Source organism: Bacteroidota bacterium (genome assembly GCA_023957335.1).
Taxonomy (GTDB): Bacteria; Bacteroidota; Bacteroidia; order NS11-12g; family UBA955; genus JALOAG01.
In genome coordinates this window covers 216,516-239,674 of the sequence record JAMLHC010000004.1, presented here as the reverse complement: position 1 = coordinate 239,674, position 23,159 = coordinate 216,516, and the positions used below count along the sequence as shown (strand labels likewise).

20 protein-coding genes and 1 tRNA gene are annotated in these 23,159 nt (G+C 37.3%); 12 read left to right on the top strand and 9 right to left on the bottom strand.

The genetic code is table 11. The annotated features are described in order from the left end of the window. Positions 1–43: 43 nt before the first annotated feature. Positions 44–3,853: a DUF5723 family protein gene (locus M9892_09310; protein MCO5254547.1), complete on the bottom strand. Its 3,810-nt coding sequence runs from the start codon at positions 3,851–3,853 to the stop codon at positions 44–46. 94 nt (positions 3,854–3,947) lie between these two features. Continuing rightward, a complete protein-coding gene (locus M9892_09305) occupies positions 3,948–6,461 on the bottom strand; it encodes a hypothetical protein (GenBank protein MCO5254546.1) in 2,514 nt (837 codons plus the stop codon). A 169-nt stretch (positions 6,462–6,630) separates the two neighbouring features. Between M9892_09305 and M9892_09300 the strand changes: the two genes are divergently transcribed. Next, positions 6,631–6,705, top strand: a tRNA-Val gene (locus M9892_09300). Between the two features lie 54 nt (positions 6,706–6,759). Here M9892_09300 and M9892_09295 read toward each other — a convergent pair. Continuing rightward, entirely contained in the window at positions 6,760–7,329 is a 570-nt protein-coding gene (locus M9892_09295; protein ID MCO5254545.1) for a DUF502 domain-containing protein, read from the bottom strand. 5 nt (positions 7,330–7,334) lie between these two features. Next, entirely contained in the window at positions 7,335–8,612 is a 1,278-nt protein-coding gene (purD, locus tag M9892_09290; GenBank protein MCO5254544.1) for a phosphoribosylamine--glycine ligase, read from the bottom strand. Positions 8,613–8,680: 68 nt separating this feature from the next. On the opposite strand from purD, the gene crcB reads away from it, so the two are divergent. From crcB to M9892_09270, 4 genes are all read left to right on the top strand, one after another. Then, on the top strand, positions 8,681–9,094 hold the full coding sequence (gene crcB / locus M9892_09285; GenBank protein ID MCO5254543.1) for a fluoride efflux transporter CrcB: 414 nt from the start codon (positions 8,681–8,683) through the stop codon (positions 9,092–9,094). A 66-nt stretch (positions 9,095–9,160) separates the two neighbouring features. Next, positions 9,161–9,487: a multidrug efflux SMR transporter gene (locus M9892_09280; GenBank protein ID MCO5254542.1), complete on the top strand. Its 327-nt coding sequence runs from the start codon at positions 9,161–9,163 to the stop codon at positions 9,485–9,487. 29 nt (positions 9,488–9,516) lie between these two features. Beyond that, complete coding sequence (rlmB, locus tag M9892_09275) at positions 9,517–10,266, top strand: 23S rRNA (guanosine(2251)-2'-O)-methyltransferase RlmB (GenBank protein MCO5254541.1); 750 nt, start codon at positions 9,517–9,519, stop codon at positions 10,264–10,266. A gap of 5 nt (positions 10,267–10,271) precedes the next feature. Next, entirely contained in the window at positions 10,272–11,231 is a 960-nt protein-coding gene (locus M9892_09270; protein MCO5254540.1) for a glycosyltransferase, read from the top strand. 57 nt (positions 11,232–11,288) lie between these two features. On the opposite strand, the gene M9892_09265 is transcribed toward M9892_09270, so the two are convergent. The 3 genes from M9892_09265 to M9892_09255 form a co-directional block, all read right to left on the bottom strand. Then, complete coding sequence (locus M9892_09265; GenBank protein ID MCO5254539.1) at positions 11,289–11,708, bottom strand: DUF3127 domain-containing protein; 420 nt, start codon at positions 11,706–11,708, stop codon at positions 11,289–11,291. 89 nt (positions 11,709–11,797) lie between these two features. After that, the gene (locus M9892_09260) at positions 11,798–13,012 is read right to left on the bottom strand and encodes a 3-deoxy-D-manno-octulosonic acid transferase (protein MCO5254538.1); all 1,215 of its coding nucleotides are present in this window, start codon (positions 13,010–13,012) and stop codon (positions 11,798–11,800) included. A gap of 1 nt (position 13,013) precedes the next feature. After that, positions 13,014–13,829: a hypothetical protein gene (locus M9892_09255; GenBank protein MCO5254537.1), complete on the bottom strand. Its 816-nt coding sequence runs from the start codon at positions 13,827–13,829 to the stop codon at positions 13,014–13,016. Between the two features lie 206 nt (positions 13,830–14,035). Here M9892_09255 and M9892_09250 point away from each other — a divergent pair, with 206 nt between their 5' ends. The 3 genes from M9892_09250 to M9892_09240 all read left to right on the top strand — a co-directional run bounded on the left by M9892_09250 (position 14,036) and on the right by M9892_09240 (position 18,159). Further along, the gene (locus M9892_09250; protein MCO5254536.1) at positions 14,036–15,508 is read left to right on the top strand and encodes a glycosyltransferase family 39 protein; all 1,473 of its coding nucleotides are present in this window, start codon (positions 14,036–14,038) and stop codon (positions 15,506–15,508) included. A gap of 540 nt (positions 15,509–16,048) precedes the next feature. Next, positions 16,049–16,486 carry a hypothetical protein gene (locus M9892_09245; protein ID MCO5254535.1) on the top strand — a complete coding sequence of 146 codons (438 nt, stop codon included), beginning with the start codon at positions 16,049–16,051 and terminating at the stop codon, positions 16,484–16,486. Next, a complete protein-coding gene (locus M9892_09240; GenBank protein MCO5254534.1) occupies positions 16,483–18,159 on the top strand; it encodes a hypothetical protein in 1,677 nt (558 codons plus the stop codon). The genes M9892_09245 and M9892_09240 overlap by 4 nt, the downstream gene beginning before the upstream one ends. Positions 18,160–18,322: 163 nt before the next feature. On the opposite strand, the gene M9892_09235 is transcribed toward M9892_09240, so the two are convergent. Further along, positions 18,323–18,592: an AAA family ATPase gene (locus M9892_09235; protein ID MCO5254533.1), complete on the bottom strand. Its 270-nt coding sequence runs from the start codon at positions 18,590–18,592 to the stop codon at positions 18,323–18,325. Positions 18,593–18,819: 227 nt separating this feature from the next. On the opposite strand from M9892_09235, the gene M9892_09230 reads away from it, so the two are divergent. Continuing rightward, entirely contained in the window at positions 18,820–19,380 is a 561-nt protein-coding gene (locus tag M9892_09230; GenBank protein MCO5254532.1) for a NifU family protein, read from the top strand. An 18-nt stretch (positions 19,381–19,398) separates the two neighbouring features. Continuing rightward, complete coding sequence (locus M9892_09225; protein MCO5254531.1) at positions 19,399–21,237, top strand: tetratricopeptide repeat protein; 1,839 nt, start codon at positions 19,399–19,401, stop codon at positions 21,235–21,237. A gap of 72 nt (positions 21,238–21,309) precedes the next feature. Here M9892_09225 and M9892_09220 read toward each other — a convergent pair whose 3' ends face one another. Further along, positions 21,310–22,050 (bottom strand): site-specific DNA-methyltransferase, encoded by a 741-nt coding sequence (locus M9892_09220; GenBank protein ID MCO5254530.1) that lies wholly within the window; start codon positions 22,048–22,050, stop codon positions 21,310–21,312. 77 nt (positions 22,051–22,127) lie between these two features. Here M9892_09220 and M9892_09215 point away from each other — a divergent pair, with 77 nt between their 5' ends. After that, positions 22,128–22,355: a helix-turn-helix domain-containing protein gene (locus M9892_09215; protein ID MCO5254529.1), complete on the top strand. Its 228-nt coding sequence runs from the start codon at positions 22,128–22,130 to the stop codon at positions 22,353–22,355. Beyond that, a complete protein-coding gene (locus M9892_09210; GenBank protein ID MCO5254528.1) occupies positions 22,352–23,095 on the top strand; it encodes an MvaI/BcnI family restriction endonuclease in 744 nt (247 codons plus the stop codon). The genes M9892_09215 and M9892_09210 overlap by 4 nt, the downstream gene beginning before the upstream one ends. The last annotated feature ends 64 nt before the right edge of the window (positions 23,096–23,159 follow it).

The following is a 23,159-nucleotide window of genomic DNA, read 5'->3' as shown; positions in this document are numbered from 1 at the left end:
AATTACTCAAACTTGTGATAAAACAAATATGTTTTGAAAAAAATTACCTCCTGCCACCCCGATTGGAGTTGGAGTTGTTTTGGTTATTGGATTCTGTACCGCTCCCTGCGCCCGAATCCCTTCCTCCGGATTTGTTGGTTTGCGTGCTGTTATTGCTGTTCCTGCTGCTTGAAGAACTGCTGTTACTTCCATTTATTCCGGAAGGAATATTTGTAGTCCTGTTTGTTGAGGAGTTTGAACCGGTATTGGTTGAACCTGCGCCATTATTTTCGGCAGGTTTATTTGTTCCGGGAATAACACTGCCCTGACCTCCTTTGCCTTGTTCACAGTTTCGCAAATCATTTTGCAGCTTGATATTGGCACGTTGGATGGAATCTTTGTCGTGCATTACCTTGTTATATAGGTTTTGAGTTCTCTTACATTCCTCTAACTGACCTTTTTGACTTTGTACTTGTTGATTGAGATTAGCAATCTCGGTTTCTTTGGCTTGAACTTGTTTTTTAGTATCATCTAACTGTTTTTGCAAGTCAGCTACTTTTTTAGTCAGCTCATCAGAAGAAGTGTTTCCTGCTCCCAGCTTGGTTTTTTCATCTTCGCAGGCTTTTATCTTAGCTTCGAGCTCTGTTTGTTTGGTCTTGGATTGGGTAAGCTCTGTTTGTGTACTTGTCAATTTGGATTGCAATTCAGCCACTTTGTTTTCCAATTCTTTGATTTTGGCGCTTTGGTCATTATTCGTTTTTGAGTCTTCGCATTCTTTTACTTTTTTGCTTAACTCATCTTGTTTTTTCTGCAAAGTTGAAATCTGTGTTTCTTGTTCTGCAACCTTAGTTTCAAGCGTTTTTACTTTGTCTTGCGCATCTTGTAGTTTTTTCTGCAAATCTTGTATTTGTGCATCATTTGAACCGCTTGAACCTGTGCCTTTTTGGTCTTGACATTCTTTGAGTTGTTTTTGCAAGTCTTGTACTTTTTGCATTGCAAATTGGTACTCTTTCAAAGCATTGTCGTATTGGTCTTTGCACGATTTCAGACTATTGGTAATGCTGCTCAGAGAGTCGCTCAATTCTTTGATACGCTTGTCTTTGCTGTCAATAGTCTTTTTGTAACTTTCTTCTAAATCCTTCTTTTGATTTTGGCAATCAGTTACTTGTTTTTCAAGTGTTGCCACTCTATCCTGTGCATCTTGGAGTTTTTTCTGCAAGTCTTTTATTTGGGCATCATCTGTTCCACCGCTATTGTCGCCTTTGGCTGCTTTGTCTTGACAATCTTTGAGTTGTTTTTGCAAGTCTTGTACTTTTTGCATTGCATATTGGTACTCTTTCAAAGCATTGTCATATTGGTCTTTGCATGTTTTAAGATTGATGGTAATATTGTTGAGTGAGTCGCTCAGTTCTTGGATGCGTTTGTCTTTCTGTGCATTATTATCATTGCATTTTTTCTTTTCAGCTTCGAGTGTTGCAATCTTTTTGTTCAGTTCATCCAACTGTTTAGAGCAATCTTGTTCTTTTACTTTGGCTTGATAAAAAATGATGCTGTCGCGTGCTGCTGTAATGTCAGCATAGAGTTTGTCATTTTCTTTGGTTAGCTTGTCCACTTTGGCTTTGTATTCTGCCAAGTCTTTTTTGCATTTGTCTGCATCATTTTGCAATTGGGTTATTTTAACGGTCAAATCATCTTGGGTTTGCTTGCACTTATCTCTTTGGTTCTCGAGGTCTTTTTTCTCGTTTTCGAGTTGAGTGATTTTGATGTTCAGCCTTTTTACTTCTTCATCCGGAGTTTCGGGTGAGGTTCGTTTTCTGCAATCATCCAACTCTTTCTGGATAGCAATGATTTTCTTTTGAAGATTATCAATCTCTCTGGCATTTCTATCTCTGTCGGATTCGCATTTTATTTTTTCGGTTTCTATTACTTTTAACTTGTCTTTGAGCCAAATATTCTCTCTTTCCAAATTGTTGTTTTTGTCTTTTTCATAAGTCAAATCTTTGCGGATTTTGTCATTCTCCAATCGCTCATTACGCAAGTTTTTCTCACATTCAATACAATTTGTTTGTGTGCCGGGTTTGTTTTTTTCTAAGTCTTGAATACGTTTCTCCAATTCTTTTTGTCTGGCAATATACTCTTGCTCTTTCTTCTTCCAAGTTGTATCTTGTTGTGGAACAGAAACGGTATCTTTAACTGTAATAAAAACAGTATCCGGTTTTTGTTGTTGTTGGGTGGAATCCGGTTTTTGTTCATTTTGAGGTTTTTCTTCGGGTTTTTGTTCATCCGGATGTCTTATAATAGTTCTGTCGGTTTTGTGTTCAAACCAAGAACCACCGGTGCAGTAAGGGATGGGGAGTGAAAATCCACCGTAAAGTGAAGCACCGGTAAACGCCTTGTTGGTGCTTAGTTTGAACAAACCGCCAAGGTTGTCTGACCCAATATGGAATATCCATAGTTTGGCAAAGAATCCTACATTAAGAGTCTGAAAAGTATTAGAAACTGTAATAGGTAAAGCTGCTTCGGCAAAATATCCTTCAATTCGCGGAATAAAAGAAATAAAATTAGCAGCATTTAATCCATTGGAAGTAATTGATTTGATACTCTGTTGATAGTTTACTCCTAAGTATGTTCTGTTTCCAAGTCTGAAATCTCCTTGTGCTGTGAAAGCCGCAGGAAGATATGTGGTAAAGGTGTTTTTTTCGGTAACGGATGAAGAGGGCATTTTGTTGATTACATCTGCATCAATATCATCAAATCCATCGCGGTATTTGTTATTAAAACCGGTAAACATTCCGCTTCTTGTACCTAATCCAAAGGGTGAAGCAAAGTCAACATTATAGGCTTTGACATCTTTTCCATGTTGAATAAATCCCAAATCCATAAATGCAGCCCCAAACTTCCAATCATATTGCTGATAATAATCACAGCCCCAATCCCAAAAAGCATTGTGTTTGAATGAACTACGGCTTCGTTTTTTTATCCAATTAAATCCTAAATCAAAACCTACACCATGTCCGGTTGTAACTTGGTCAAACCAATCAATAGGATTCATCAGCGGTCCCATCATGGCATCTTCGGATGTGTGAGCATAATCAAGGCTTCCGGAGTTAAAGGTTATAGAGTCTCCATTTTCGACAGTAAACTTCATGTCGCTGCTACTCAAATGCCCCATTCCCATTCCTCTCAAATATTTGATTGTAAAACCTCCGGAAAGAATATGGGTCTTATCCTCCTTCATCACAGCCCCATAAGAAAAGCTGTATTCCTGCCAAGATTCGAAATGGGCTTTGAAACCTTTATCTGTTCCATAGCTTTGTCCATACTGCAGTTGGTCGCTTCCGCTGCCAAAGAGGGTATTTTTGGAGTTATTGATTCCATATCGGGCAATGCGGGCAATGTTTTCGTCCAAACCCAAAATCTGAATTCCGGTTCTTTGGCGAAGGTTCAACGAGATGAATGATTTATTGGAAACAGGAAGCATTAAAGAGAATGTCCTGATATCTTGATTAAAGTTAAATGATTTTGCATTGCCGTTGAGGTTTAATGGTTGCAACCAAGGTTGTTTTAAATCTAAATTACCGTAGTTCAAATACTGATCGGGTATTGTACCGTTTGCCCATTTGTTTATTTTAAACGGAGCATTGTATTTCATAAAATTATTCTGAAAGCCAATGCCTCTGGACCAAAAATTTACATAGGCGATGTTTGCAGGAGTAGCAATGTTAGCAGGATTCAGATAAATTGCGTTGGTTCCAGAAAAATTAGAATTGATTAACCCTAACTGTTCCTGTGCATTTGCATTGGGAGTCAGCAGGAAAGCTGAAAAGATGGTTAATACAGTGCCTCTGAGGCATAGGTTTGTATAGTCTTTCATATAGATATCATTTAAATTGAACGATTTTGACATTAAAAATTCAAAATTCATACCAATATTTTTTTCGGTTACAAATAAAATTCAAAAAAACCACTCATTCATCCCAATCAACTTTCTCATTTTCAGCTTCTTGTTTTTTCTTTTCTTCTCTTGTTTCAATAGAAAATTCTTGTTTTATGGTTTGTTTAAATTCTTCTCGAGCATTTTTAATTTCTGTTTTAACTGACTCTTGGGTTATCAATGGTTTAATTCCTACTTTTTCAAAGTTAAACTTCAGATTATCAGGATATCCCGTCATTCGAATATAGAGTGCAACACCTTTTTCACCCAAGTCCTCAAAATCTTCTTTATTCTTTTTAGAGCGTAAATGATATTTAGCCGCCAACGCATCTGATAATCTTACCCTAAAAGTGTAATCCATATAGTTATCAAACTTGTGATTTCCTTTGATTTTAATATTGAGAATACTATTACCCATATCCATAAAAGGGAAGTTAATTTCTCCATCTTTGATTTCGATGGTGTTGGTGAGTACCCCAAATTTGATATTTTCTAATTCAGATATTTCAGCATAATCAGACAATGACTTCATGGGTTCGTAGTTTTTCAATACCCCATTTTTTATTGTGAGTTCGGAAAATGCATACATATTTTCTTTTGCCATCGAACCATCTCTCCCAATGATGAGTACCATTTGGGTATTGATATCGAGTTTGCCTTCAAGGTTTTTATAGGTAATCTCTTCTTGCCCAAAATTATCAAAGGTCTTAAACAATTCATAAATGTTCAATCCTTTACCATCAAGGTCAATACTGCTAAAGAGGGTGTTGTCTTCACGTTTTTGAATGAGAACAGAGCCTTCAAACTCCCCTTCAATACTTTTGCCTGAAACTTTTTTAAATTTGATTTGGCTTTCGCTGGCATACAAGGAACCTTTGAGATTTGCTACTGATACACCACGTGCTTTAAAGTCTGCGATATTAAAAGTTAAATCAATTGTGGTATTTGCAGGAAACATCGTATATAAATCGGTTGTTGTATCAGCTTCGCTCTCGCCCGTTTCTCCTTGCCCTGTAAGCGATGCGGGTAATTCAATCTTATCAGCAGCAATATCTGCATATATTTCTGCTTTGCTATTGCTGAAAATATAAGGCAGAATATGGTCTAAGGAGATGTTCATCTTAAAGCCGGCATTGTTTACTTTTCCAATAATATTATTGGCAAAAATCTGATTTCCATTCATTTTCCAGCTTGCATCACACGCAGTCAAGACCCAGTCTTTCAGCACTTCATCTTTGCTTTTGAAGGAGAGTTGTTCCCATTGCATCATACCAAAAATTCCTTTTTCCTGAAACTGCTTGCCTGTACTAAGTTCAGAAATTTTACCTTTCACATTAAAGTCACAACTCATCAATCCCGACATTTCAACTCCCTCAAAATCAAACAAATCTCTCAAATATCCAAGGTCAATCTTACCTTTAAAATTGCCGTCAATATAAGGGTCGCTCAAACCATTCATATCAAAATTACCACTGAAAGAATGTTCGCCAAGTTTAAAACTGAATACCGGAATCTGAATGTATGATTTGTTCTTGTTCAGAATAATATGGGCATTCAGGTTAATTTTTTCCATCGGTTTTTGACCTTTATTAGGAAAGATTTTGCCCTCATTTATTTTAAGTTGCGCTTCGGTTGTAGGTATATTATTTCCTCCAAAAACACCGGCTATTCTGGCTTTGATATTCAAATCACCCTCGGACTTTAAACTGCTCAACTTATCTCCAATGTCTTTGGGCATCAATCCTGCAATCCGGCTGATTTTGCTTTCATGTGATTCAAATCTTAAATCCATTGAATCTCGATCGGCAAATACAAAGAAGCCATCTACGTTAAAGTCGGTTTTATCAATGCTAAAACTTCCATTCTTCAACACAAGTTCTTCTTTTGGGATATTGTATTCAACAAGCACATTCAAAGTGCTTGTTTTATCAATGGGTAGCGTATCATTTGTAAGAACAAATGTGTTGCCCTTGCCTTTTGCGTCTAACTTGAACTTTATTTTATCCGTTTCTATTTCACCTTTTGATTTGATTCTATCGAAATCATAAACAATAGTGGTGGTATCTAGTAAATCATGATACTCAATAATGGCATTGTTGAGATGAATGGCTTTTAAGTCAATTTTAATTCTCTTGTCATTGATGGAGTCTGTGTTGTTACTTTTGAAGAGCATATAATTCTCTTTATCTCCTTTCACAGCAAGGCGAATCACAATATCATCGGCAGAAACTTTTTCCAACTCATACTTGCCGAGAATGGCTTCTATCAAATTGAATTGGAGATAAAATTCATCCGCTTCTAATAAGAATTTTTTCAATAAAGGAGACGACTCCTTGAGTGTAAGTTTTTCCATACGCAATCCCACTTTGGGGAAAGTTTGCCAGAATGTTATATCTACTTTTTTGAAAGAGCCTTCTACCGCAAGTTGCTCATTGATTTCTTTTAATAAAACCTGTTGAATTTTATCTGACATGTAATAAACCGTTGCAGTAAGTGAAACTGCAATGATACAAAGCGAAAATGCTATGATTTTAAGTGCTTTTTTCAAAATGAAAATTTCTTTCTACAAGAAAACGCAAAACAACACAAGAGTAGTGTCTCCCATAAAAAACTAATGCACAAATCAACACTCTAATTTATATCTTAAATTTTTTTTTGGAAATTGAATTACAGACTTATATTTGCAGCCCCTTAGACAAGGGAAGTTCTTTAAAAAAGGGAGTTTAGCTCAGTTGGTTCAGAGCATCTGCCTTACAAGCAGAGGGTCGGGGGTTCGAGCCCCTCAACTCCCACACAAAAAAAGGGTTTTCGACAAGTCGAAAACCTTTTTTTTTTACACTTAACTCTTATAGCTGTGTTACACCACCGGAAGCCACAAACTTCATCAAATCTGCGGGGTTGCCGTCAATAGGCTTGATTTTGCTTGTATGTACTATGTAAAGATGACCGGAAAATGTATAAGAAAAAGGAATATAAACCGAGCAATAACCCTCCATATTCAAGTCTTTAAGACTTTCTGAGGTTATAAATCCGATTTTGTAAACAGATTCTCCTTCTACATTAATCATCACCGGTTTGTTAAATTTCTTTTTGTCACCTACAAATGCCGCTAATAAGTCTTTGATAGAGGTATAAATCAATTTGATTCCGGGTGTTTTCTCTATCAATGTTTCTATCAAATTAATAAACGGTTTTGTGATAAGGCTGGTGCCAAACATCCCGATTACAATTATGATTGCAAACAATAATAAGACGCCAAGTCCGGTATGTTTGAATCCCAATAAACCATCAAGCCACGAAAAAATGGAGATAAGTAAATAAATGGTAACGGATATGGGTAGAACAATTAACAATCCTCTGAAAAACCATGTCAGAAGTTTGTTGGAGATATTTGAATATTTATTGTTGAGGCTCATATTAGTTATAGATAATCTATCAGGTCTTTGCCAATATCGTTGCGGTAATATTTGCCTTGGAATGTAACAGTGTGTGCAGCTTTATAGGATTTAATCAAAGCCTCCATCATGTTATTGTCAAGCGCAGTGAGCGCAATCACCCTGCCTCCCGATGTTATAATTTTGCCGTTTGATTCTTGGGTTCCGGCATGAAATGCAAGGCAATCTTTCATGTATTCCAAACCGGTTATTTCCATTCCTTTTTTATAATCTGCCGGATAGCCTCCGCTTACGGTGAAAACGGTCGTGGCAACCTCTTTTTTGATTTTTATTTTATGTTTGTCAAGACCTTTGGTACAGCTTGCAACAAGCAGTTCCACCAAATCATTTTCAACACGAGGAATAACCACTTCGGTTTCGGGATCTCCCATACGAGCGTTGTATTCAATAACATAGGGTTCGCCCATATAGTTTATCAATCCAAAAAAGATAAATCCTTTGTAGTTGAGTTTGTCTTTGCGAATACCGGCAATGGTAGGTTTCACAATATTGTTAATGACCTTATCCATAAATGGCTTGTCTGCAAAAGGAACCGGAGAAACTGCGCCCATACCTCCCGTATTTAATCCTGTATCACCTTCGCCAATTCGTTTGTAATCTTTGGCTTCGGGCAAAAGCACATAGTTTTTTCCGTCTGTCAAAACAAAGCAAGAAAGTTCTATTCCGGTCAAAAATTCTTCAATCACTACTTTTTCAGAAGCTTTGCCAAATCTATTGTTTTCGAGCATGTCAGCCAAATTCGTTTTTGCCTCTTCGAGTGTAGCACAAATCAAAACCCCTTTTCCGGCAGCAAGACCATCCGCTTTAAGTACATAAGGTGCTGTGAGTGTTTCCAAGAACTGATAGGCTTGGCTAATGGTTGATTTAGTAAAGGTCGAGAAACGCGCTGTCGGAATATTATGTTTGAGCATAAACTCTTTGGCAAAATCCTTACTTCCTTCTAATTGCGCTCCTTTTTTGGAGGGTCCCGCCACCATGATTCCTTCAATCTTTTTCTCAAGATAATCTGTAATTCCCATTACCAAGGGATCTTCATTTCCGGGTACTACCAAATCAATCTTTTTTTCAATACAAAAAGCTGCTATGGATTCAAAATCATTCGGGTTGATATTAATGTTTGTGCCGTGTTGTGCGGTTCCTGCATTGCCGCTTGCAATATAAAGCTTGGTACACAATGGGCTTTGGCTGATTTTCCATGCAAAAACGTGTTCTCTTGCGCCTGTACCCAAGATGAGGATATTCATGCTGCAAAGGTAATTCAAAGGATGGGTTTTATAAAAAAACTAAGCTTTGTTATTATAAACAGATTAGCATGATTAACAGTATTTTTGTCGCAATTATTGAAAGAACGATGTTCAGAATGTTGTTAATCATAGGGATAGGAGGAGCCTTAGGAAGTATCTGCCGTTTTCTGACCGATATGGCCGCTTCAAAGCTCATTCCTTCAGTATTTCCATTTGGCACTTTTGCGGTCAATATTTTGGGGTGTTTGCTGATTGGAATTGCTTTTGGATTGCTGGAACAAACCGATTGGTTTGGTCTGGAATGGCGCTTATTTGTGATTACCGGATTCTGTGGAGGTTACACCACTTTTTCAACCTTTGCTGCCGACAATATCAGGTTGTTGCACGATGGACAATACCTGAATTTTGCTACCTATACCATTGCAAGTGTTGTTTTGGGAATAGCTGCTTTGATGTTTGGTTTGTGGTTGATTGAGAAGTAAGTGTTTTTTACCGGAGTTCATTCCGAGCGGTTTTATTATCCGATATAATTTATTGATTTTTGCCGAATGAATTGGGTATTTATCATCATTGCGGGTTTGTTTGAAGTAGGATTTGCATCTTGTCTTGGCAAAGCCAAAGAAACCACGGGAATGGAATCATTCTGGTGGTACACCGGATTTGTTGTATCACTTACTGTCAGTATGATTTTGTTGGTAAAGGCAACCCAAACACTTCCTATTGGCACTGCCTATGCGGTTTGGACAGGAATTGGTGCGGTGGGAACTGTATTGGTAGGGATTTTTGTTTTTGATGAACCTACCGACTTCTGGCGTTTATTCTTTTTGACAACCTTAATTGCCTCTATTGCGGGTCTTAAATTTGTCTCTCACTGACCTGCAAAACGGCTACATTTGCAACGCTGATGACACATCAAGAAAAAGATAACCTGGTTATATATGGCATCCATCCCGTAGAAGAAGCTTTGGAAAACCCCGATAATGTTGAGAAGGTTTTTGTTAAAGACGATATTTCAGGACAAGGAATAAAAGAGCTTATCAAAAAGAGCAGAGGATTAAAAATACCCTGTTTTGTGGTGGATTCGCGCAAACTTGACCGCATAGCCGGAACACGCAACCATCAAGGAGTTGTAGCATATATCAGCCCGATTGCTTATGGAGACATCGAAAATTTGATTCCTGATATTATCGAAAGGGGAGAAGCTCCCAAAATCATGGTGTTAGACGGTGTTACTGATGTTAGAAATTTTGGTGCTATTGCCCGGACTGCATTGTTTTTGGGCTTCCATGCTTTGGTTATTCCTGCAAGAGGCAATGCAAGATTCAATGAAGAAGCGGTCAAGGCATCTGCAGGAGCTTTACTCAAAATTCCTGTGTGTAGAACACATGTTCTCAAACAAGCTGTTTTTTTTATGAAACATTCGGGTTTGCGCATAGTGGGTGCTTCCGAAAAAGCCGAAAAACCCATTTGGGATATTGACCTGAGCGCTCCGGTGGCTTTGGTTGTGGGGTCAGAGGACGAAGGTATTTCAAATGCTGTACTCAAACTTTGTGACAACTTAGTTCAAATTCCTAGGACCGGAGATTTGGATAGTCTTAACGTGTCTGTTGCCGCAGGGATTTTGGCTTACGAAGTGTTCAAACAATCTCAATAAATCAAATGCAGCCTACCCCCTTGGTATCGGTTCTTATGCCTGTTTACAATGGGGAAAAATTCATTGCAGAAGCCATTCAATCTGTTCTCAATCAAAGCTATTCCCATTTTGAATTACTCATTTGCAATGACGGCTCTGACGACAATACGGCTCAAATCATTCAATCATTTGATGACAATAGGATTTGCGTATTTACACATGATTCAAGATTAGGGATTCCCGTGTCCAGAAACGAACTTTTGCAAAAATCTACCGGCACTTTAGTAGCTTGGTTAGATGCTGATGATATTGCCTGTCCCGAAAGGATTGAAAAACAAGTGCAATTTATGGCAGCTAAGCCCCGTATGAGTGCGTGTTTCACGGATGTTACAGTGTTTGATGATTCTCATAGTTATGTTGCCCGATTCCCTAACAAGCCTGCACTAATCAAACATATTCTTTTTTTTAAACAACCCGTTTTCTTTAGCTCCTGTATGGCAAGGAAATATGAGGATATTGGTTTTGACCTTTTTCTTAAACGCACACAAGATTTTGCTTATTTGTGGTTGTTAAGTCAAAAGGGGGATATAGGAATCATTGAGCAGCCTTTGGTTAAATACCGTTTGGTTCAATCTGCTCAGAAACCCGATTTTGAACATACGATTGATGAGCAGCTTTATACCCAAAAACAAAAATTACAGCAAATCGGAATTACTTGTGATGACAAGCAAATTCACGCATTAAACAAGTTTTTGAGAGATATGCGCTCCTGCAATAAAACCGAAATGAAGCAAGCATTTGATATACTGAAAGTGATTGTTGAATCTAAGGAGCTAAGTAATTTTGATTTGGAAAAACGATATCTGAGAGCATTTTATACTTATCAGGTTCTGAAAGCGGTTCGTTTTCATTCTATTTTCTATTTAAGCAAAATAAAGTGCGCAAACGCAGGATTTATAAGAGATTTAATAAGGATTAAAGTTTAATGCAAAAAAAAGGGAACAAACACTTGCTCCCTTTTCATACTAAAATATCGTTACTGCTTAGAATGGCAGGTCGTCTTCTTGAGATTTTGAGGGGTCGTTGTTGTCACCAAAAGGATTGTTGTTTTGGTCAGCCGGAGAGTCAAACGGGGATGGGTTGTTGACTGCATTGTTATTGGTTGGAGCATTGCTGCTTGGGGCAGTTGTAGTAGTACCTGCTTTTTCTATCTTCCATGCTCTGATGTCTGTGTACCATCTTTCGTTGTATTCTCTGGATTCAATATCAATCTGGGCTTTGATTTCTTGTCCCAAACCTAAGGATTGAACTTCTTGTGCTTTTTCATTCCAAGCAGACAGAGCTACTTTTTTGGGATATGTTCCGGGAACTTCAATTACAAATTCCTGTTTTCTCCATTCTCCCTTAGTGCTTGTTCCAGACTGCATTGGCAATACTTTGATGATTTTTCCTGTTAATTCCATGTTACTTTTACTCTTTTCGTGAAGTCATGCAAAAATAAACAAATAAGACAGAAAAACCGCAAGCTATGTTTCAGGTTTAATACACAAATTTACCCCAACAACTCATTAGATATCCGCAGGCAAATACCTTTGTTTTCGTTGAAAAATCTTATGGATTTATCCTTGACCTCTTTGTAAAACGAATCCGCAGCAAGGGTATAATTGTAAATTTCCCCGGAAGTTGTTACCTGAAAACCTATTCCTTTCTCCGCAAACAATGAGGCTTCAGGGTATTTGGGCGCATTGTTGCCATAGAGCACCGGAATACCATATACAGACGGTTCATAAATATTGTGCAATGCGTTGTGATAACCCCCTCCAACCAAGGCAATATTGGCAATTCTGTATAGCTTTGATAAGTTACCTATGCTGTCTATTATCAGAACCCTTGTTTCTGCTTCTGCGTTCCATTGTGAAAATAATGCGGTGCTATATTTTGCAAATTTTTTCTGAATTTCTGCACTGCGTTTGATATCGTGTGGGGCAATGATTAACTTGACAAACAGGGGAAGTTTTGCCAAAGCCTCCAACAACAAATTTTCTTCGTGTTGCCAAGTGCTTCCGCCCATCAACACTTTGCAACCCTGTATAAAGGACTGAAACTGACTTGTGTCAAAATCCTGTGCGGCTATTCCCAACACCCTGTCCACCCTTGTATCACCCGATAATTCAATTTGTGTAAATCCTTCCTTTTTGAGCAATACATACGAACTGTTGTCTTGCAAATAAATCTTCTTGATGCCTTTGAGCAAGGGCAGGAAATACGGTTTGATTAAAGGGTTCAACAACCCGCCTTCTCGGAATTTGGCGGAAATAAGATAGGTGGCAAGGGCGTATTTATGAAGCTCTTTGAGCAAAAAATACCAGATTTCATATTTCACATAAACAGCTTTGTCAGGTTGCAGCAGATTGATAAATTTTCTTGCATTTTGTTTGGTATCCTTTGGCAGATAGCCCATCCAGTCTGCGTGTTTGTATTGTTTAGATGATTCGTATCCCGATGGGGAAAAGAATGAAACAGCAATAAATACGTGGGGTTGTTTTTGTTTGAGTTTTTCGATTATCGGTTTTACTTGCTCAAACTCGCCCAAAGAAGCGCAGTGAAACCAAATTCTACTGCTTGATTTGGGTGGCAGTGCGGCTAATGAAGCGAATGTTTTCGCGCGCCCGATAAGAAAAAGTGTCGCTTTTTTGTTAAAAGGCGAAACTATACGCACAAGCAAAAAATACAATTCAATACCTATGCGATACAACAACCCAAACATATCAATCAAAATAAATTTCAGTGCCTTCTTTTTCGCCTCTTCCGTAGCTGTAAATAGGAATCATAAATCCGAGGCGAAAGCTTATCAAATTGTCGTGCCTCAACTTAGTATCAAACTGACGGGTGTCGTAATTAAAGCCTCTGCGGTTTTTGGTAAACCCTTCGGAGAATTCAATTCCACCCCAAAAATGTATCTTCCTTAAATAGGAACTATATTGATAACCTATAAACTGCGTTAGCATCCACCCACTTGTGAGTCTGTCATAGCCTTTGTACATACCATTCTCCAACTGCGGCATGATATTCATCGTGTGCTGATACTTGATTTTGTGTTCCAAATATCCGGCACCGGCTCGGAAAACAATGCCCGAATTGGGGTTTTTCTTTTTCAAGTTAAGTAAATAGCCCACATAAGCATTTGTGTGATATCCCCTCGAGAAAAGCCTGATGATAGCCAAATTTCCATTATTGTCAATCAGGTTTTGCGAAGGACCTATTATCGTATCTAAGGCTGCATTGTCTTTGACACCGCCCCCCCACATCGCACCGAAGTTGAAACCTGCCATCCATTTGTTTTCCCAGCGATAGCTTGCTCCGGCACCAAATCCGCTAAAATTGGTAAAACGCTCATTCAGTAAGCCAAAGGGCTGATGAAAAGCATAGTTAAATTCGAGTTGTACTACCGGTAAGTTAGGTTCCTTTGTAAATCTTTTGCTTTGTGAACGTGGTTTTTTCCCGGATGTTTGAGAAAACAAAGTTCCTACCATTCCCAATAATAGAAAAGAACCCAATAAAATTGATTTGATAATGATACGCATCGATTACAGCCGCAAAGATATTGTGCAATAGTAATTTTCCTAAGAGTAAAATAGTTGGGGATTCGGAATTAAACCTTTGGTTAATCGCCATTTCCCCCACCCCCGTCACATTCCACAACAATATTCTCTACTTGTTCTGCAAAAGTACAGGTGCAATTACATTTGTGTACATCAGCAAAAATCTCCAATATTGCTTTTGCTTATCAATGTTTGTTACCATACAAAAATATTGGGCTTATTTTTCTTTCTTTTTCCTTGCAAGCATTGCTCTTTTTGCAAATTTGGTAACAGACCCTCTGGCGTGTTGGGATGAAAGCAGACAAGCGGTAAATGCAGTGGAAATGTTAGACCACAAAAATCCATTCATTACAACCTATGAAGGCGAGGTGGATTTGTGGAACACAAAGCCCTCTCTTCTTGTTGCCACTCAATCTCTTTCTTTTGCAGTATTGGGAATCAGTGAGTTTGCGCTTAGACTTCCAACCGCTCTTGCAGCTTTGCTATTATGTTTGGGGGTCTTCCGTTTTTTTATCCATGAATACAAAAGCTATTGGGGAGCTTTTATCGCTGTTTCCATCCTGCTTTCCATATCGGGTTACAATGGTTACCACGGAGTGCGAACGGGGGATTATGAAGGTTTTTTGACCCTGTTTGCAACCTTGTTTATTCTCTATTTTTACAAATTCTTAAAAAAGGAGGATAAAAACTCTCTTTTCCTCTTTTTTATATTTTTTACATTGAGTGTATTGAGCAAAGGGATTACCGCATTTATGTTCCTTCCCGGATTGTTTCTTTATGCTTTATTTTCCGGAAAAATTTTTTCCATCACTCGTATGCCTGTTTTCTGGATCGTACTCTTATCTTCTCTCTTAGTGATTATACTTTATTACGGGTACAGAGAGTATCATTCACAGGGATTTTTACAAGTTATTTATGACAATGAGCTGGGAGGCAGATTTAACAAAGTAAAGGAGGGAAATAGCGGAGCATGGAATTACTATCTCATTGGATTGCTAAGTGAAAGAGCATTGCCATGGGTTCCTATTATTTTACTTTCTTACACCTTGCGGCTTTTTACTATCAAAAGAAAACACATTTGGCTCACTCCCTTGGTGTATTTTGGGGTTTTAAACTTTTCTTGGCTCTTTTTCATCAGCATAGCAAAAACAAAGTTAGTATGGTATGATGTACCTATGTTTCCTCTGACTGCTATCTTGGGTGGGTTGCTATTTTGTGAATTGGAACAGAAATACAAACAGTCTCATTCTAAAGTCTTGCAAAAAAGCTTTCCGGTCTTTTGCATTATTGTTATCCTAATATCTGGAAAACAAATTTCAGAAAATATACTGAAGGGTATCCCTACTTGTGAGTACTGTACAGAATCCAATCAAATAGCATTTTTTTTAAAAGAAGGAATCCAAAATGGGAAGAACTATGCAGGATACATTATGAGTACTCAATTCGCATACAAAGCAATTCCTGTTTTTTATAAAGAAATGTATCAACGAAAATACAATCAAGCAATGGTTTTTAAGACTCCGGCAGAGTGGGAAGATGGAGATAGAGTTCTCCTGCTCCAAGCAAATTTATTGGATGAAATTCCATCTCATTTAGGAGCAAATATTGTAGAAGAAAGATATGGTATTTTAGCGATTGAGGTTTTTAGTCAGAATAAATAATTCCCTTCATTTCAATTTTAAGAAAACACATTAGGAAACAACAGGCGTGTTTTTGCGCTTGGGTAGCCTGTTGAGTCAATGCCCAAAGAGTCTTTGTAAAACGTGTAGGTGCTTTCGGGCAGGCGGCTAAGGTAGCCTCCTATTATCTTTTTACTGTGAATGGTTTGGTAATACAGTTGGCTACTGTTGAAGTTTTGTTGATAAGTAATTTGTTTTTATTTGGTTTTTTACAAGGGGGGGGGGTAGCTTTGCTTTACTTAAACAATTAAAAAACAAAGTAACGATTGGTGGTAATTTGTCAAAAGGTTTTGAAAACCTGCGGGCTGCAGACCAAAGGCGGACAGAGCAAGGCAACAAAGAGCAAAACAGGCTTCCAGCAAAAACACAAAAGCGAAGCAAAAACAAAACTGCTCTTTTGCACAGGACAGAAAGCCAAAAAAGGTGAAACATGGCAACTAAGCACCAAGCCAATAAAAAGGGGTTAGCCCCGCACACGAGAGCGGTCAATTCTCTATTTTAAAAACTTAATAAATCAGAAAAATGAAAAAGTTATTTAAATCTCCAAAAATTCAAAAAGGCTTTAAACTGCTTGTTGCAAGTTTTGTTTTAGCCTTAGTGCCAAATGTTGCAAAATCTCAAAATTGTAATGCAATTACAAATCTTAATCAATTTTATGCAAACCCTGTTTTCTACGGAGTTACCTATTTGCATATAGAGGTTAGAAATGGCAATCCTTATGCTTATGTTTATGATGTTAGCTGCTACGGACAAGGGAAGTTTATGAGAAAGTGCAGAAAGAAAGATGGTCTTTGCGCCAGGGGTAAAGTTTGGGCAGATTTATCTGGTTCGGGAGACATCTTAGAGATGACATTTGCGCTACCAACCGAAACAGGCTATTTCGACCCTGAGAATCAAATTCAGACTGAAATATACGAATGTGAAGACGAGGAAGGTGTTTATGTAACTTATGAATTATGATTGAGGGATTACGACAACTGTTTAAAAGGGGAGCTATTATTGCTCTCCTTTTATTTTCTTCAACGGGATACTCAATAAATGGGAATACTCCCAAGCCCATAAACAAACATACTGATTGCATAACCTTGTTTGTTTACTTTGATATTGATAACACCGCCCAATCTTACTTTAACAACATTACATATTTCCTGAATGTGTGCAATGATATTTTGCCAAAGGTAAAGAATACTGTAAACATTGTTCTGCCTGAATATGTTTTTGAAAATAGTAAAGAACAAGCGGAGTTTAAATCTCGGTTTGTAGTAGATACAAACCTTTGGAACATCAATATTATATTGTCTGATTCGCTTTTCAATTCGTTTCCTGATGTAAAAGGGTTGGCAAAATACCGCTTTTACAAATCAGGTATTCCGATAGCTTTAGGCACATGCAAATGGGACGATAATCTGTCCGAGTTTAAGGATAAAATCACTTGTGAGCAAGGAAAAACCAACGTAGAAATAACATTGTTAGATAAAACCAACATACGGAAAAAGGTTTTTTCGGATAATAATGGAATTGAAGTGATTGATTCAAATAAGGTTTTGCTGTTAGATGATTATTACAATAAGATCATCCTGCTTGACTATGCAAACAAAAAACTAACCTTAAAAGAATACCCATGCAATTTTTTTAACCCGATAGAGGTTTACTGCAAATACTATTCAAAGAATGAGGAGGATTGCAATATTGCCAAATCGCACGCAGGCTCATTAAAGAGAATAGCTAAGGAGGCTTCTTTTTTCACAAGCGCCTATATTGGAGATTCTAACATATTTATTGCAGCTAATTTTTTTGCTCACAGGGTAAACCAAGCCGACCATACATTTATTAACGATATTGGCAAACGAGATACTATAAAAAAAGGCGAAGTGGTTGGTAATCAGCTATCCGTGATCTTAAAGTTTGACAGAGAGCTAAATTTCATTGAATACATTCCCATTTTAGATGACGACCTATACAATACGAAAGGTAAACGTATTGTTGCAGGAGTGGATTTTGGCTTTCTTATTGATAATTCGGGTGTAATGTACAGCTATTTGACACCGTATGAAACAGAAAGTACAGACAAGGATTTAGACTACTGTATCGGCAAGTTTTCTCTTAACAAGGATTCTTGTTATGTATTCAATTCTTTGTGCAAATTCCCATACCCCAAAAATTTTAAACAGAGAGAAATTTTTAATGCTTATATTAAAATAAAAAGAATAAATGAGCATTTGACGTATTCTTTTGGTACTTATGACTATTACTTTGTTGATTCCAATGCTGTCCTGATTGATATAGTAAGGGACAAAAATACCCTGAAAAAAGAAAACATACTTGAAAATCTTTCTTACAATGAAGCCTTATATTGCAATTATTATATTCTCGGGATTAACAAAGATATTAATAGTAATCATATTATGGTGTTTTTTAGGGTGGATAACCAGTTTTGCATAGAGGTATTTGATTCAGAATATAAAAGCATAGGATATACAGTGTTAAATAACTACGAGTTTTTTCCAAACCCTGATAGCCTTATGGAGTTAATTGGTGTTAGTTTTAAAGATAACATCCTGTCATTTAATTACAGGGATAGGGGTAATATTTTCCTTGTTAGATATAAAATTGAAGTTGCTACCATAGACTAAAAACCCACTCCACCAAGTACACATTAGGTAACAATAGGCGTGTTTTTGTTGAAGGAACACCCAATCCCGACTCTTTGAAATTTGTTCTTAACATTTCGCGGCTTTGCGAAGTGGCGGTTTTTATCACAAAAGTTCAAACGGTGCAATTTACTCCTGCTTGTGTTCAAACCGCTGTGAGTTTCGCCCTTATATTTCTGTCTTTGTCAGCCAATCCAATGCGTTTATTTTTTTCTGCCAAAAACCGAAATTCGGACATATCCATATTGATTGCCAAAATGGAGACTTTGGCATTTTCTTTACGCAACAAGTCTTGAAATTGTGTCATTAAAGTTGATTTACCACAACGCCTAACGCCCGTGGCAACCTTAATTAAATTCTTGTCTTTGAGTACTTGAAGTGTTTCTAAATACCGTTTTCTGGGTATTTCTTTCATAAGACTAAGGTAAACTAAATTCCTAAAACTTTGCAAAAACAAATACTTTTAGGAATTTTGATTAATGTCTGTTTTCTTCAAACCGCAGCTTACTATATTCACCCACCACACAAACAATATGCTCCTTGACGGTTCGACAAAAGGATGTTTATTATCAATCATTGCATAGACTTTTGTGGTGTTTTGTACAGTATCTTTGCAAGTCAATTTAATTATCTATCAAAAAAATGATGAACCTACAAACAATCAGCGTTTTTGTTGAAGGAACACCCAATCCCGACTCTTTGAAATTTGTTCTTAACAAAATGATATTACCCAATGACAGTGCCGATTTTAGAAGCAAATCAGACGCAAGTAACTCTCCCCTCGCACTTGCTCTTTTTGCATACTCGGATGTGGATGGCATTTTTATTATGAATAACTTTGTTTCTGTTACCAAAAAACCCTCTGCAGATTGGCAAGAGCTTGCTCCTGTTATTAAAGAAGCGGTGAAGAACTTAGTCGAAAGCGGTATTGAAATAGTGTCCCAATCACACTCTTTGAGCGATGAAGAAGAAAGTGAAGTGGTTATGAAAATCAAGCAACTGTTAGACGACCATGTAAAACCTGCCGTTGAAATGGACGGGGGGGCAATTTCATTCAAATCTTTTCACGATGGTGTTGTAACAGTTGTCATGAAAGGCTCTTGCAGCGGCTGTCCTTCATCTACATTTACGTTGAAAGCAGGTATAGAAAGCTTGCTCAAGCGTATGGTGCCCGAAGTGAGGGCTGTGGAAGCAGAAATCTAAATTCATTTGACAAAATTTGTGTTTTATAGCAGACTGTGTGTCGTTTCGGTGGTACTGACCTTGGCAGGATTGCAACACGCTTTTGCCCAATCAAACCCAAATGACAACAAAGAAAGGCTTGCTGCCACGTATTTTGCTTCGGGTGAATACGAGAAAGCATTGACACTGTATGAAGAATTGCTCAGCAAAAACCGCTATTCTTATACCTATTACGAAAACTACCTGCAATGTTTGGTAAAACTTGATAATTACAAGGATGCCATAAAATTTACCCAGAAACAATCTAAGCATTTTCCTGACAACCCCGCACTTAAGGTTGATATGGGTTGGACTTTGGACAAATCGGGAGATAACAAAAAAGCCCAGAAGGTTTTTTCGGAATTACTCTCAGATGAAAATATTTATTACAAAGGACAAGCGCCTCAAGTAGCCACTGCCTTTGAAAAAAGGGGTTATACAGATTTGGCAATCCAAACCTATATGGAGGCGCGTAAATACAGCAAAAACGATCGGGCTTATACCATGGAGTTGGCGGATTTGTATGCAAACAAAGGCGAATATGGGGCTGTGTTTGGCGAATATTTGCAATATCTCGAATTCAATTCCTTTTACTTGGATCAGGTCAAATCGAGGTTGCAGCTCTATCTGACCGAAGACAAACACTATGAACAACTTAAAAAAGAGCTTATTTCCCGACTGCAAAAAAACCCGGACAATGAAGCCTATCAAGAATTGCTGTTCTGGACTTTTGTGCAACAAAAAGACTGGGAAGGAGCCTTTTTGCAAACACGCGCATTAGACTTGCGTAGCGGAAAATCAGGGCGCAAACTGATTGAACTCGCTCAAACTTGTTTGGACAACGAGGCATATGCAACCGCTATCAAATGCTATCAAAATCTGGTGGAAAGGGGCGAGGATTTTTATTATTACAACAACGCCATGAGCGGAATGCTCAAAACCCGCTTGCTCAAAATCCAAAAAGGTGCCGGAGCTGACAAACAAGAATTAGAAAAACTGGCACAGGATTATATTGTTTTCCTTGAAAACAGAGGGTATTTGCCCGGAGCAGAAAACGCCCGTCTTGACCTTGCAGACCTTTATATTCAATATCTGAATCAGCCTCAAAAAGGAATAGCAGAACTCCAAAAATACATAGAAACAGGTTCCTTGTCTAAGCTACAAAAAGGTTCTGCCAAACTCAAATTAGCAGATGCTTATCTGATTGCCGGTGAAGAATGGGATGCTCACTTGCTCTACAAACAAATTGAAACCGATTTTAAGGATGACCCTCTGGGACAAGAAGCGCGATTTAAGTTTGCAAGACTTTGTTATTTCCGTGGAGATTTTGAATGGGCGCTCACACAACTTGAAGTGCTCAAAGGCGCTACAACACAGTTAATTTCAAATAATGCGATAGAATTGTCCTTGCAAATTATTGAAAACACAGGGCTTGACACCACCGAAGAACCCTTGAAAATGTATGCGCGTGCAGAATTTTTACTGTTTCAGAATAAGATTTCTCAAAGTATTGCGGTGCTTGATTCTTTGCAAGCAACATACAGCTATAATGAGCTTTCAGATGACATCCTTTTTCTGAAAGCCCGAATAGCCGAAAAAACCGGCAATCTTGATTCAGCCGTAAGTCTTTACAAAGACTTGGTACAGAAATATTACTTTGATATTTTGGCAGACGATGCCTTGATTTCATTAGCCAGACTCTATGATTTCAGGTTGGGCGACAAACAAAAAGCAATAGAAACCTATGAGAAAATTCTATTAGACTATAGTGGCAGCTTGTATTCATTTGAAGCCCGCAACCGATACCGCACACTCAAAGGGCAAGGCAATGTGCAATAAATGTTTTTTTTAACGTGCTTGGTGTTGTTACCAACTATGAATAGGCAAAAAAGTGTATCTTAAACGAAATACTTAAAAAAGTTCATTTTCAAATACTTGCAATCTTTCGCTTATGACTTTGAAATATTTTTCTGTCAATTCACTTCCTAAATAATTACGATTTAATTTCTTTGCGACAATCGCAGTAGTTCCCGTTCCCATAAATGGGTCATAAACCAAATCGCCTTCATTAGAAAAATTTTCAATTATTGTTTTAACTAATTCTTCAGGAAAAACAGCAGAATGACTATCTATGACTTTTTTACCTCTTTTAATTAGCCATAAATCGTCTAACGTACCTCTTTCAAAGTTAGCTTTCTCAAACTGACGACTAATACCGTTATCTCTGTCAAAAACTAAAATCAATTCTGTTCTACGATTTAAAACTTTTGGAGCCATTGCAGGTTGTGCATAGCCTTTGTCCCAAACAATTATATCTTTCAAATAATCAGATAATTCTCCTATTATCTTAAAAATTGCTCTTTTACTGCCTGTAACAATTTGAATATTGTAAAAAATAACATTTGAAGTTCTTAGCAATTCTTTTAAGACACTTAAATGAAATTTAAAATATTCTTCGATTGGCAAATTATCATCAAATCCTTCATATTTGGTACTAAACTCTTTTACAATTTGACGTGAACAATACTCACCATTACGGATTCGCAAATTCATATTGTAAGGTGGCGATGTTATAACCAAATCAATGGAATTGTCAGGAATGCGCTTGAGCGTATCCAAACAACTTTCGTTATAGACTTTATTTACTTCCATTTAAAAAAACACTTACTCATAGTAAGTTGCAAAAATACACCATATAATAGAAGTTCGTAAGTTTCCTAATAGAAAATATGCTAACAGAAATAGAATTATTTGTCATCAACAAAGTAAGGGAATCTAGAACAGAAAAAAAAGTTTCACAAGCCGAATTATCTGACAGGATTGGTGTGTCGTTTGGTTTTATAGGTAAAATAGAGAGTTTAAAATACAATTCAAAATACAACCTTAACCACATTAACAAAATTTCAAAGGCATTAGGAATCAGCCCAAAAGATTTATTACCAAAAGAAAGTTTATGAAGAATTTAGTTACGTTGAAGAAAGAATTTAACCGAATTAAAAAATTGGGTTTTGTAGAATGTACAAGACCAAATAATACGGATGGTGGGATTGGAAATACGTTTGAAGATTTATTGGGCGTTACCGAAAATAATAAAAAAGAAGCTGATTTTAAAGGGTTTGAAGTAAAAAGCAAAAGACTTTTTAACAGTTCTTTCGTTTCATTATTTACCAAATCACCTGACAACCCTAAACAAGCTAATTCTTATCTACGTGAAAATTTTGCGGAAATTCGCGATGAAAACCATTCCAACAAGAAAAAATTGTATGCATCAGTTTTTGGACATCGTGCATCAACAATATATTCAAAGTACAAAATGAAACTAAAAGTTGATAGACGAAACAAAAAATTAGATCTTGTAATCAGCGACTTAAAAGACAGAAATCTTTCAACAGTTTCGTGGGATTTTGAAACTTTGAAAAAGGCATCTTCAAAAATGAAAGATTTATTTTTGGTTTTTGCAGATACAAAAACAGTAAAAAAGAAAAATCAATATCATTTTACCGCAGGCGAAATTTATAAGGATTTTGACTTTGACAAATTTTTGAAAGAAATTGAAAAGGGAGGAATAATGTTTGACATCAGAATTGGTGTGTACAATTCCGGCAAAAACTATGGCAAAACCCACGACCACGGAAGTGGTTTCAGAGTGAAGGCGGCAAACTTCAAGAATTTGTACGACACTTACGAAACAATATAAAAAACGTATTGCTAATATCAGCAACCGCAATTCAACCATGACATCGGGCAAAATAAAAGCAAAA

Bases quoted from the DNA above. Each gene is read 5' to 3' on its own strand.
- crcB (MCO5254543.1), top strand. From the start codon at position 8,681: ATGATTAACAGTATTTTTGTCGCAATTATTGAAAGAACGATGTTCAGA.
- M9892_09220 (MCO5254530.1), bottom strand. From the start codon at position 22,050: ATGGAAGTAAATAAAGTCTATAACGAAAGTTGTTTGGATACGCTCAAG.
- M9892_09260 (MCO5254538.1), bottom strand. From the start codon at position 13,012: ATGTTTGGGTTGTTGTATCGCATAGGTATTGAATTGTATTTTTTGCTT.
- M9892_09255 (MCO5254537.1), bottom strand. From the start codon at position 13,829: ATGCGTATCATTATCAAATCAATTTTATTGGGTTCTTTTCTATTATTG.
- M9892_09210 (MCO5254528.1), top strand. From the start codon at position 22,352: ATGAAGAATTTAGTTACGTTGAAGAAAGAATTTAACCGAATTAAAAAA.
- M9892_09240 (MCO5254534.1), top strand. From the start codon at position 16,483: ATGATTGAGGGATTACGACAACTGTTTAAAAGGGGAGCTATTATTGCT.
- purD (MCO5254544.1), bottom strand. From the start codon at position 8,612: ATGAATATCCTCATCTTGGGTACAGGCGCAAGAGAACACGTTTTTGCA.
- M9892_09245 (MCO5254535.1), top strand. From the start codon at position 16,049: ATGAAAAAGTTATTTAAATCTCCAAAAATTCAAAAAGGCTTTAAACTG.
- M9892_09270 (MCO5254540.1), top strand. From the start codon at position 10,272: ATGCAGCCTACCCCCTTGGTATCGGTTCTTATGCCTGTTTACAATGGG.
- M9892_09280 (MCO5254542.1), top strand. From the start codon at position 9,161: ATGAATTGGGTATTTATCATCATTGCGGGTTTGTTTGAAGTAGGATTT.
- M9892_09295 (MCO5254545.1), bottom strand. From the start codon at position 7,329: ATGAGCCTCAACAATAAATATTCAAATATCTCCAACAAACTTCTGACA.
- M9892_09265 (MCO5254539.1), bottom strand. From the start codon at position 11,708: ATGGAATTAACAGGAAAAATCATCAAAGTATTGCCAATGCAGTCTGGA.
- M9892_09250 (MCO5254536.1), top strand. From the start codon at position 14,036: ATGTTTGTTACCATACAAAAATATTGGGCTTATTTTTCTTTCTTTTTC.
- M9892_09230 (MCO5254532.1), top strand. From the start codon at position 18,820: ATGATGAACCTACAAACAATCAGCGTTTTTGTTGAAGGAACACCCAAT.
- rlmB (MCO5254541.1), top strand. From the start codon at position 9,517: ATGACACATCAAGAAAAAGATAACCTGGTTATATATGGCATCCATCCC.
- M9892_09310 (MCO5254547.1), bottom strand. From the start codon at position 3,853: ATGAAAGACTATACAAACCTATGCCTCAGAGGCACTGTATTAACCATC.
- M9892_09235 (MCO5254533.1), bottom strand. From the start codon at position 18,592: ATGAAAGAAATACCCAGAAAACGGTATTTAGAAACACTTCAAGTACTC.
- M9892_09215 (MCO5254529.1), top strand. From the start codon at position 22,128: ATGCTAACAGAAATAGAATTATTTGTCATCAACAAAGTAAGGGAATCT.